Genomic DNA, 11359 nt, shown 5'->3' on the forward strand with positions numbered 1-11359 from the left:
AACCGTATGTAAAGTTCAATGCAATATTTATTGTAAATTTTAATTAAAATGATTCACAAAATATTAACTACGTTTTTTTCTTTTAAAAAATCATTATTAATCAATATATTGAATGAAAATTGAAAGATAAATATTGCGCCGCTGAATGCGGTTGCAGCTAAATCGTTAGCATTGCAACGAGGATATATCGCCCGGTTTTGGCGATAGCGACGAGCAGCAGAAACCGTCCGAACGGCTCACGTAACACCCCCGCCGCGAGGGTCAGGGGATCGCCAATGAAAGGCGCCCAGCTCAACAGCAGGCTCCATTGGCCATATTTCCGGTACCAGCCGCAGGCGCGATCCATCTGGGCCGGGGTAACCGGAAACCATTTCCGGTCGCTGAACCGGTCAATGAAGCGTCCGAGCAGCCAGTTTACAACCGAGCCAAGGGTGTTGCCGATCGAGGCCGCCGTGATGAGCCAGAACACGGAATAATCCCCGGTCAGGATCAGCCCGATCAGGCCGAATTCGGATTGTGCGGGAAAGAAGGTCGCGGCCAGGAAAGAGAGAAGAAAGAGCCCGCCATAGGCGCCGGTCTCCTCCATCAGCGCTTCAGGCCGAGGCGCAGGGCGATGAGGGCGTACCGTGCCCAGAGAGCTGTGTTCACCAGCGCCACGAGCGGGTTGGCCCAGCCGCCGAAATGTTTGGCGAAATAGAGCGTGCCGCCTTTGGTTTTCTGCCGTTCGATATAGAGTTTCGTCGTCTCGCTGGTGCCCTGCACATGCGTCGCGGAGAAGGCCGGATCGAACCAGATGCCGCCGCCCGCCTTCCGGGTGCGCAGACAGACATCGACATCTTCCATATGCAGGAAATAATCCTCGTCCATGCCGCCGATCCTGTCGAAGAAGGAGCGGGGAAACAGCATGAAGGAGCCGGAGATGCACTCGACCTCTGTCAGCGCCGTCGGGGGCGGTGTGTGGTTGAGGTTGATCCGCTTGAAGCCAAGCTTGTGCAGGCCGAAGGCTTCCACCAGGCAGGTCCAGGGGGTCATCAGGTTGCGCCGGCAGCCGCGTTGCTCGCTGCCATCCGGATTTTCGATCCGAACCGTATAGAGCGCAATATCCGGCCGCGTGCCGAGCAACGTCATGGCGCCGTCGAGGCTGCCGGGCTGCAGGACATTATCCGGGTTCAGCAGCAGGAGATGGGGGCTCGCCGTGGCCGCCGCGCCGAGATTGCAGGCTTTCCCGAAGCCGACATTGCCATGTCCGGTCAGCAGGGCGAGGCGCGGCTCGGACGCGGCCATCTCTTCAAGCGCGGTGACGACCTTCGGCGGGTTACCGTTGTCGACCACCACCACCTCCTGCGCCGAGGCCTCACTCAGAGCCGCCCGGATGCAGTCCATGAGGCAGGGGCCGGTATGGTAGCTGACGATGATGACGGCGCAGCCTTGGGGGCGCGTTTCGGAGGGCGGGGATTTTGGGCGCGGAGTTTCCATGGCTCTGATGTGCCATTTTTTCCGCCCCTGTTACAAGCTTCGGGCACAAGCTTTCATGCGGCTTTCCGGGGGCGCGCGGCTTGCCGCCCTCGCGCCGCACATGCTATAGCCGCGCTGGCCTTATAAGGCCGGGTGAATAGTAGGGGAGACAGGGCCTTGCAGGTCGAGCCAACCGAGATCTCGGACGTCAAGATCATCACGCCGAAAAAGTTCGGCGACCACCGCGGGTTTTTCTCCGAGACCTATAATCAGGGCGCTTTCGAAGCAGCCGGTCTCGATCTGACCTTCGTGCAGGACAATCACTCCTTTTCCGCGCCGAAAGGCACGCTCCGGGGGCTGCATTTCCAGACCCCGCCGCACGGCCAGGACAAACTGCTCCGGGTCATACGCGGCGCGATTTTCGATGTTGCGGTCGATATCCGGAAGGGCTCGCCGACCTACGGCAAGTGGGTCGCCCGAACGATCAGCGCCGAGGCCTGGAACCAGATCCTGGTGCCGGTCGGCTTCGCGCACGGTTTCTGCACCATCGAGGAAAATACCGAGGTGCTGTACAAGGTGACTGGCAAATATGCGCCGGAATGTGAGGGTGGTTTGACCTGGAACGATCCGGATATCGGGATCGACTGGCCGCTCGACGGCGCGCCGATCCTCTCCGCCAAGGACGAGGCCTATACGCCCTTTGCCGACTTCGACAGCCCCTTCATCTACGAAGCCTGAGGAAATCCCGAGCGTGAGCGAAATCAAGACCGTCATCGTTACCGGGGGCGCCGGCTTCATCGGCTCCGCCGTCATCCGTCACCTGATCGCCGACACCGATGTCACGGTGATCAATCTCGACAAGCTGACCTACGCGGCGAACCTTGCCTCGCTCAATGAGGTCAGCGGGTCGGACCGGTATCACTTCGAGCAGGCGGATATCTGCGACGCCCCGGCGCTGACGCGGATTTTTGCCAAGCACAAACCGGATGCCGTCATGCACCTGGCGGCGGAAAGCCATGTCGATCGCTCCATCGACGGCCCGGCGGCCTTCATCGAGACCAACATTGTTGGCACCTACACCATGCTGGAAGCGGCCCGGAATTACTGGACGGTCGCGCCCGAAGACGTGAAGAAGCGCTTCCGCTTCCATCACATCTCCACGGACGAAGTGTTCGGCTCGCTCGGCGATGACGGCCTCTTCACCGAGGAAACCGCCTACGATCCGCGCTCGCCCTATTCCGCAAGCAAGGCCTCGTCGGATCATCTGGTCCGGGCCTGGATGGAGACCTATGGCCTGCCGACCGTGCTCTCCAACTGCTCGAACAATTACGGGCCGTATCACTTCCCGGAAAAACTCATCCCGCTGATGATCATCAAGGGCCTCGCGGGCGAGCCGCTGCCGGTTTACGGCAAGGGCGAAAACGTCCGTGACTGGCTGTTTGTCGACGACCATGCCCGCGCGCTCTGGACCGTCTGCTCGAAAGGTGTGCCGGGCGAGAGCTACAATATCGGCGGCAATGAGGAGCGCCGGAACATCGACGTGGTGACCGGCATCTGTGATTTGCTCGACGAGCTGGTGCCGCAGCAGGGCGGCAAGAAATATTCCGAACAGATCACCCATGTGACCGACCGTCCGGGTCATGATTTCCGCTATGCCATTGACGCCTCGAAGATCAAGGCGGAGCTCGGCTGGGAGCCGTCCGAAAGCTTCGAGAGCGGCATGCGCAAGACCGTCGAATGGTATCTTGACCGCAAGGACTGGTGGCAGCCGATCCTCGATGGCAAATATGCCGGCGAGCGCCTCGGCACCGGCTCCAGGGAGTAGTGGCCATGATCCTCGTCACCGGTGCCGGCGGGCAGGTCGGTACGGAGCTGCTGGCGCGCGCGGCGCAGCACGGTCATGACGTGACAGGGCTTGTCCGGGCGGATCTCGATATTTCCGATGCGGCCGCCGTTCAGGCGGCCGTGGCAAAGATCAAACCGTCCCTGATCGTCAATGCGGCGGCCTACACGGCGGTGGACAAGGCGGAAGAGGACCGGGACGCGGCCTATGCCATCAATCGCGACGGTCCGGCCAATCTCGCCGCCGCCGCGAAAGAAGCCGGTATCCCGCTGATCCATATCTCGACGGATTATGTGTTCGACGGCAGCAAGGACGGCGCCTATCTGGAAAGTGATCCGGTGGCCCCGCTCGGCGTCTATGGCGCCTCCAAGGAAGCGGGCGAGCAGGCGGTGCGGGCCGTGCTGGATGAGCATGTCATCATGCGCACCTCCTGGGTCTATGCGGCCCATGGCGCCAATTTCGTGAAGACAATGCTGCGGGTTGGCAAAGACCGTGACCAGCTGCGGGTCGTTGCCGATCAGTTCGGCGCACCGACATCGGCGGCTGACATTGCGGACGCTATTCTGACCATTGCGAGCCGGATTGCCGACGGCAACCGGAGCGCTTGGGGCACCTACCACTACACGGCCGAAGGCCGGACAAGCTGGCATGGTTTTGCCGAGGCGATTTTTGCCGGTGCGGAGCCGGTCTGGGGCCGCCGCCCCGGGGTCGAGGCCATTCCGGCGAGCGACTATCCGACATCGGCGAAACGGCCAACCAATTCCGTGCTCGATGCGTCTAAGATCCTCGCGGCCTTCGCTGTGCCGCGCCGGCCCTGGCAGGATGGTCTCGACGAAGTGCTCGAGATCCTGCTGGCCGAGACTGAATAAACGAGAGAAAGGGAGAGGGATGAAAGGGATCATCCTCGCCGGCGGGTCCGGCACACGGCTCTACCCGCTGACCGTCAGCGTCAGCAAGCAGATCCTGCCTGTGTACGACAAGCCGATGATCTATTACCCGCTCAGCACGCTGATGCTGGCGGGGATCAAGGATATCCTGATCATCACCACGCCCGCGGACCAGGAAGGCTTCCAGCGTCTGCTCGGCGACGGCAGCCAGTGGGGCATCTCTCTCGAATACCGGGTGCAGCCTTCGCCGGACGGCCTGGCCCAGGCCTTCATCATCGGTGAAAGCTTCATCGGGGACGACACCGCCGCCCTGATCCTCGGGGACAATATCTATTACGGCCATGGCCTGACCGAGATGCTGCAACGCTCCGCCGACCGCGAAAGCGGCGCCACGGTGTTTGGCTATTATGTCCGGGACCCGGAGCGCTATGGCGTTGTCTCGTTCGATGAGGCAGGCAAGGCGAACGAGATTGTTGAGAAGCCGGAAAACCCGAATTCCAACTGGGCGGTAACCGGGCTTTATTTCTACGACCGGGACGTGATCGAGATCGCCAAGTCGATCAAGCCCTCGCCGCGTGGTGAGCTTGAGATCACTGATGTGAACAAGGTCTATCTGGAACGGGGCGATCTGCATGTGGAGCGGATGGGGCGCGGTTATGCCTGGCTCGATACCGGCACCCATGACTCGCTGCTGCAGGCGTCCGAGTTCGTCCGTACGGTGGAAGAACGCCAGGGGCTGAAAATTGCATGCGTCGAGGAAATCGCTCACCATATGGGCTATATCGACGACGCGCAGCTTCTGAAGCTGGCCGAGCCGCTGGCGAAAAGCGGTTACGGAATTTATCTGCGGTCGTTGGTGAAGGGCTAGAAATTCACCGGGAGCGGAGCTGGTTTTGGGACGACTGATCGCGGTTTACATAGCGTTTGTGATGCTCGTCGGCGGAGCGTTCGTCTGGTTCCTGACGGCGGTGCTCTCTCCCGAAGACGCCGCGCGGCCGACACAGGCCATGGCATCGGAGACGGTGATGGCCCAGACCTCGGAGCGGGCACCGCTGGATCTGAGTGCGCTAGAGCCGTCGCCGCTGCCGCTTTCCATGCCGCTTGACTGTGATCCGGGCGTTGATTGCTGGCCGCTGAAATATGTCGATCTGGATCCGACCAAGGGCCGCCGCGACTATCAATGCGGGGCGATGACCGTGGACGGGCACAAGGGCGTCGATTTCGCCATCGCCGACCCGCGCCGCCTGAACCGGGACGAGGTGCCCGTGCTGGCGGCGGCGACCGGCAAGGTCGTCGGTATCCGGGACGAGATGCCGGACGTGAATATCCGGATTGCCGGCAAGGAATCCCTGAAGGGCCGGGATTGTGGAAATGGCGTGCGGATCGATCATGGCGGCGGTTGGGCCAGTCAATATTGCCACATGAAGCGCGGTAGTGTGTCCGTGAAGGCGGGCGACACGGTGGTCAGCGGTGACCGCCTCGGCCTCGTCGGATTGTCCGGATCGACCGAGTTCCTGCATCTCCATGTCCAGTTCGAGAAAGACGGCAAGGTTGTCGATCCCTTCGTCGGTCTGGGCGGAAAGGAAGGAGCCTGCGGCATCGGAGCCGCCCCGCTCTGGCAGAAATCCGTGCTGCAGAAAGTCCGCTATTCGGCGCCGTTGATCCAGGCTATCGGGATCGCCGGCGAGGCACCGGATACGCTTGGCGTGTCCGATGGAAAATTCACCGATGCACCGGTGAAACCCGATGCCCCACTTCTGGTGCTGTGGGCGGATCTTTACGGTTTGAGGAAGGGCGACCGTGTCTCCATGCGTTTCACGGGAGCCGATGGCGCCGTTCTGGCGGAAACGGACTGGGTGCAGGACAAAGCCCAGCTCCGGACCTTCAAATATATCGGCAAGAAGGCGCGCAAGGATTGGCCTTCGGGAGCCTATCGCGGTGTCGTCCAGGTCGAACGGCCATCCGGCCCGGGCGCGGAAAATGCGCAAAAATCCGTTGCAGTCACGATCAATTAACGCGTTGTGAATAGCCCTGAGCGGTACTGCAGGGATGCGGGTTGCGTGTCCTGTCCGCAGCTTCTACGTTCGCCGCGAGAAGATTGCTACGCCTTGTGCGGGCGATGCCTTGGCAGGCGATAGTTGTGATGCGTGAATAGGAGCGGACGGCATGTGTGGCATCTGCGGAGTCGCCAATCATCCAGGCAGCGCGGATGCGGTCGAGAGCATGATCGCTGTGATGGAGCATCGCGGCCCGGACACCTCCGCTGCCTTTACGCAGGGACGCTATTCTCTTGGAATGACCCGGCTCTCGATCCAGGATCTGAGCGCGGCGGGCGATCAGCCGATGGCCACCCCGGATCGTAAGATCTGGATGGTCTACAACGGCGAAATGTATAATGCCGACGAGCAGAGAGAGCTTCTGGAGGAGCGCGGCTATCGTTTCCGTTCGCATTCCGACACTGAAGTTGTCCTCAATCTCTATGCCGAGTTCGGAACGGACTGTTTTGCCCGAATTCGGGGCATTTTCGCGATTGCGATATTTGATTTCAGGGCATCTTCGGAGACGCCGAAAGTTGTCCTCGCTCGGGACCCGCTTGGGGTGAAGCCGCTATTGCTCGCAAGTACGGGGAGTGGCGCCTTTGTCTTCGGCTCGGAGATGAAAACAGTGCTGGCCAGTGGGTTGGTCGAACGGACGGTCGATAGCGGGGCGCTGCGCGGGCTTTTCGAAAACGGGTCGGTCTTCCAGCCTAAGACCCTGATCCGCGATGTACGTATGGTCGAGCCGGCTGAGATGCTGGTGATCGAGGGCGGCAAGGTCTCTTCGGCGCGGTACTATGAGCTGCGGGCCAACATGTTTCCGGAGCTGGCGAAGGCGGATTACAGGGAACAGGTCGCAGTAATGGGCGAGGCACTGCGCGAAACCGTCAGGGCGCAGCTTGTCAGCGATGCGCCAATCGGTGCCTTCCTTTCCGGCGGTGTCGACAGTGCAACTCTGTGCGCACTGATGGCTCAGGAAGCGGGGCAGGACATTCGCACTTATTCCGTCGGTTTCGGCGAAGGACTCGAGGACATCGACGAGACGGAAATGTCCTCTGCCTTTGCCCGGCATATCGGCGCGAAACACGAGCGCTTCGAAGTGACTGCCGAGATGGTACGCAACAATCTCATGAGCATCGTCGCGGGACTAGATCAGCCGTCTGTCGACGGGCTCAACACCTATTTTGTCTCTCAGTTTGCCAGCCGGGATGTGAAGGTCGCGATTTCCGGTACCGGCGCGGACGATCTGTTCATGGGCTATCCGTGGCATGCGCACATGCTGCGCCGTAGCCGGAATCAATCCCGTTTCCTTGAGACTTATGCGGAGCGGGCCGGCACCTTTCATGCGACCTTCAACGCAACCGAAGTCAACCTGGTGATTTCGGAGGGGCTGCGCAATTCGGCTCCGTGTGTGACGATGGACGAGTACCGGTCGATTGATGAGTTGCCGGATGCGGACCGGGTTTCTCGCCTGACCGCATTGACACTGCGCGGTTATACCAAGAACCAGCTGCTGCGCGATATCGACGCGACCTCCATGGCGCACTCGCTTGAGGTCCGGGTTCCTTATCTCGATCCGACGATCATCAATCTGGGCCTGTCGCTCCCGGCTGGCTCGAAGATCGCTGCCCCGCCTTCCGGCTCGCCGATGCGGTTGAGCTACAAGGACAGTGGTATCAAAAAGATCCTGATCGATGTCGCTCGCCCGCTGCTGCCGAAAGGATTCGATGAGGTCCCGAAACATGGTTTCGAGTTCCCCCTCACCATGTGGCTCAACGGTCCGCTGAAAGATATCGTGCTCGATATCCTCCGCCCGGAGCGTGTTCAGGCGACAGGACTCCTCAATCCAAGGGTTATGGTCAATCTACAGAAGGCGCTCGAGGAGGGCCGTATCATTTCCGGCTGGCGCCTTTGGCTGATGATGAACGTTCAGCTCTGGGCGGAGATGAACGGCGCCGAACCCGAACAGCGCGCTGCTTAATCCGTTTTCTGATGATTGACGGTCACGAAAGACCCGGTCCGTACGATCGCCTGAAGCGGGCGCGGCTTCTCCGGTAAAGTAAAAGCCGGGCGCTCAGGGGTGATACAAAGGTTTGGATTGTAGGCGGGATCATCGTCGAGCAGCGTGCCCCAGCGGTCCACCATGAAGGCTCGCTCAAGATCGTAAAGCACCGCTTTTTCCGGTGTGATAACGCTGCCGCGTGATGCTGACTCATGGTGGATCAGTAAGGCATGCGGTGTCCAGAGTATCCGGTATCCGGCTTTCCGGACGCGCAGGCAGAGATCGATGTCGCCGAAATCGACGGCGAGCGCTTCATCGAACCCGCCGACTTCTTCAAAGACCTTCCGCCGCATCACCATGCAGGCGCCGGTGACGGCGGACAGGGATTGGGCCTGCATTGCCCGCCCCCAATAGCCGCCGTCATTTTGCGAGATCCCGATATTGGTGTGACGGGCCACATGCTCACCCGAAAATGCGATACCGGCATGCTGTACGGTTCTGTCCGGGTAAAGTAGCTTGGCGCCGACAAGGCCGATTTCGGGTCGGGCTGCTTCGGCCACCAGTTCCGTCAGCCAGTCCGGGTTCGCGGGCTCGATATCGTTGTTCAGAAAGCACAGATGGTCGCTCTTGGTCTCTCGGGCGCCGAGATTGCAGAGTCGAGAAAAATTGAAGGCGCCATTATCCCGGAGGATCGAGATATTGACCCTGTGTGAGAGGAGGTCGAGATAGCGCAGCGTTTCTGGATCATCACTGCCATTGTCGACGATGTGGATATCGAGCGGGCTGTAGTCCGTCTGCGTCAACAACCCGTCTATACAGGTTTTCAGTAAATTTACCCGATTGCGGGTCGGGATGATAACGGAGGTGGCGTGTGCGTTGGGCCGAGGACGCAGTAATCGCCATCGTCCGCGCTGTTGCTCGGGCCGTGCATTCGCGCCCCGCCGGACAAGTGCATCCCTGATTACCCGGCCGGTGGCGGCGATCGCATAGGGTTTAGCCTCGATGGAGGTTGCTGTTGATTCACCAGCGGCGCGCCAGTGATAGAGAACACGCGGAATATGGCCGATCCGGGAGGGCGTGCTCCTCTCGGCAACCCGTTGCACGAGGTCGTGGTCCTGGCTGCCTTCATAACCGATACGAAATCCGCCTACAGCCTCGACGAGCATCCGCCGTATGATTGTGAAGTGGCAGATATAGTTGGAAATCAGTGACAGATCCGGGTCCCAGGCCGGTTTGAAGTGTGGAGAGAACCGGTTGCCGTTCGCATCGATCTTGTCCTCGTCGGAATAGATCAGATCCAGATCCGGATGGGCCTCCAGTGCCCGGGCCGTTTCGGCGAGGGCATCGGGCGCCAGCCGGTCGTCATGATCGAGCAGGCCGATGAACGAGCCCGTCGCCAGTTCCAGCGCGGAATTCGACGCGGCCGAGATATGGCCGTTCTCGGCCCGGGTCACCAGCTTGATGCGAGGGTCGGCGGCTGCGGCTTCTCGCAGAATACGAGCGACTTCGGGATCGCTGGAGGCATCATCGGCGATGCACAGCTCCCAGCGTCCGTAACTCTGGTCCAGGACGGACTGGATGGCTTCGCGGAGATGCGCGGGGTTTGGATTGTAGACCGGCAGCAGGATGGAGAAGGTGCGGGTTTCAGCCGGTACTTCCTGCTCTGACGGCGGCAGGGAGTCCAGCCATTGCTGGTACTGGGTTTTCGGCAGCGAAAGATCCGTGCGGCCGGTTTGGCGCTGCGCCTCGGCGGCGAGCAGCAGGATCTCGTCAGGCGCAGTGTCGCCGGTTTCCATCTCCCCGAGGACGGCAAGCGCCTGATCAGCGCGTCCGGCCGTGATCAGCGCGCGCATATGCAACATGCCTGGTTCCGTACCCTGGCTGATGCACCACCAGTGCGCGGCAGCTTGAGCGTCTCCGGTGCGGGCCGGTGTCACCAGTGCCCGGGAGACGGCCGGGTCGAGCAGAATGGATCTGCGCGTGCTGGCATCCGCTCCCGGCTTTCCGAGGCGCCGCCGAAGTTGGGCTTGCCGGGCCAATGCCGGGGCGTCGAGCGGACGGAGGGTCAGGCTGCGGGCAATGGCGGCGAGCCCCTGTTCCCGGTCGCCGAGAGCGGGTTCAATGACCGAAAGGTTGAACCAGGCCTCCTGGGCGGCAGGTGCCAGCAGGGCCTCGCGCCGGAAGGCCTGTAGAGCCTCCGTCAGACGGTTGGCGCCGTGCAGGGCCGATGCATGGCGAGCATGGGCGTCGGGATTGCCGGCATCGAGGCGGGCAGCTTCCGCATGGCGCTTCAGGCTTCGGCCAGTCTGCTTTGCCGCACCATAGATCTGGGCCAGAAGCCGGGCGGGGCCTGCATGCCGGGGCAGCAGGATGCGCAGACGTTCATAGTATGGAGCAACGGAGATATCAGGCGCCCCGGCGGCCAGATGATCCGCGATAAAGGCGAGGGCGGAGGCGTTCGATGGCTGACGCAGCAGGGCTTTTTGCCATGCCTCTTTGGCGGCGCGGGGATGACCAAGGCTCGTTTCGATCTGGCCGAGATGGATCAGGCTCGCCGCATCGTTTTTGGCCTGCTCGGAGACCAGACGAAACAGTCTGGCTGCTTCGTCCGGCTTTCCGTCGGCGAGTGCCGCCTGCGCGCGTTGAAACGCCTCGGCGGCACCAAGCATGACTTATCCGGCGGCTGGCTTTGGCGGCAGGGCGAGGCGGACACTGAGTTCCTTCAGATGCTGTGGCTCTGCTTCGCTCGGCGCGCCCATCATCAGATCCTCGGCCCGCTGGTTCAGCGGGAACAGGATGACCTCGCGGATGTTCGGCTCGTTCGCCAGCATCATGACGATGCGATCGATACCCGGCGCGATGCCACCGTGAGGCGGGGCGCCGTACTTGAAGGCGTTCAGCATGCCGCGGAACTTGTCTTCCAGAACTTCGGCATCGTATCCGGCAATGCCGAAGGCCTTGTACATGACTTCCGGCAGATGGTTCCGGATGGCGCCGGAGCTGAGCTCGATGCCGTTGCAGACGATGTCGTACTGGTAGGCGAGGATGTCCAGCGGCTCCTGGGTTTCCAGTGCCTCAAGACCGCCCTGCGGCATGGAGAACGGGTTGTGCGAGAAGTCGATCTTGCCGGTCGCTT

At 61.2% G+C, this 11359-nt stretch carries 10 protein-coding genes; 6 read left to right on the forward strand and 4 right to left on the reverse strand.

What is annotated here, in order from left to right:
- Positions 1 to 157: 157 nt before the first annotated feature.
- Positions 158 to 586, reverse strand: coding sequence for a YqaA family protein (locus AAC126_RS13340; protein ID WP_339854105.1), 429 nt, complete (start codon positions 584 to 586; stop codon positions 158 to 160).
- Positions 586 to 1476, reverse strand: coding sequence for a glycosyltransferase family 2 protein (locus AAC126_RS13345; RefSeq protein ID WP_339854108.1), 891 nt, complete (start codon positions 1474 to 1476; stop codon positions 586 to 588). The genes AAC126_RS13340 and AAC126_RS13345 overlap by 1 nt, the downstream gene beginning before the upstream one ends.
- 156 nt (positions 1477 to 1632) lie before the next feature.
- Between AAC126_RS13345 and rfbC the strand changes: the two genes are divergently transcribed.
- From rfbC to asnB, 6 genes are all read left to right on the forward strand, one after another.
- Positions 1633 to 2193, forward strand: a complete 561-nt coding sequence (gene rfbC / locus AAC126_RS13350; RefSeq protein WP_339854110.1) for a dTDP-4-dehydrorhamnose 3,5-epimerase — start codon at positions 1633 to 1635, stop codon at positions 2191 to 2193.
- A 22-nt stretch (positions 2194 to 2215) separates the two neighbouring features.
- Complete coding sequence (gene rfbB, locus AAC126_RS13355) at positions 2216 to 3280, forward strand: dTDP-glucose 4,6-dehydratase (RefSeq protein WP_339854120.1); 1065 nt, start codon at positions 2216 to 2218, stop codon at positions 3278 to 3280.
- Positions 3281 to 3285: 5 nt separating this feature from the next.
- The gene (rfbD, locus tag AAC126_RS13360) at positions 3286 to 4167 is read left to right on the forward strand and encodes a dTDP-4-dehydrorhamnose reductase (RefSeq protein WP_339854112.1); all 882 of its coding nucleotides are present in this window, start codon (positions 3286 to 3288) and stop codon (positions 4165 to 4167) included.
- 19 nt (positions 4168 to 4186) lie between these two features.
- Positions 4187 to 5053 carry a glucose-1-phosphate thymidylyltransferase RfbA gene (gene rfbA, locus AAC126_RS13365; RefSeq protein ID WP_339854114.1) on the forward strand — a complete coding sequence of 289 codons (867 nt, stop codon included), beginning with the start codon at positions 4187 to 4189 and terminating at the stop codon, positions 5051 to 5053.
- A 25-nt stretch (positions 5054 to 5078) separates the two neighbouring features.
- Positions 5079 to 6200: a M23 family metallopeptidase gene (locus tag AAC126_RS13370; protein WP_339854115.1), complete on the forward strand. Its 1122-nt coding sequence runs from the start codon at positions 5079 to 5081 to the stop codon at positions 6198 to 6200.
- A gap of 151 nt (positions 6201 to 6351) precedes the next feature.
- Positions 6352 to 8202 (forward strand): asparagine synthase (glutamine-hydrolyzing), encoded by a 1851-nt coding sequence (asnB, locus tag AAC126_RS13375; RefSeq protein ID WP_339854116.1) that lies wholly within the window; start codon positions 6352 to 6354, stop codon positions 8200 to 8202.
- On the opposite strand, the gene AAC126_RS13380 is transcribed toward asnB, so the two are convergent.
- Together AAC126_RS13380 and AAC126_RS13385 are read right to left on the reverse strand one after the other, a co-directional pair.
- Positions 8199 to 10892, reverse strand: a complete 2694-nt coding sequence (locus AAC126_RS13380) for a glycosyltransferase (RefSeq protein ID WP_339854118.1) — start codon at positions 10890 to 10892, stop codon at positions 8199 to 8201. The two genes, asnB and AAC126_RS13380, sit on opposite strands and share 4 nt — an antisense overlap.
- A 3-nt stretch (positions 10893 to 10895) precedes the next feature.
- On the reverse strand, positions 10896 to 11359 hold a 464-nt coding region (locus AAC126_RS13385), incomplete at its 5' end, for an amino acid--tRNA ligase-related protein (protein ID WP_339854119.1).

This window comes from uncultured Nisaea sp., from assembly GCF_963974195.1.
GTDB lineage: Bacteria > Pseudomonadota > Alphaproteobacteria > Thalassobaculales > Thalassobaculaceae > Nisaea.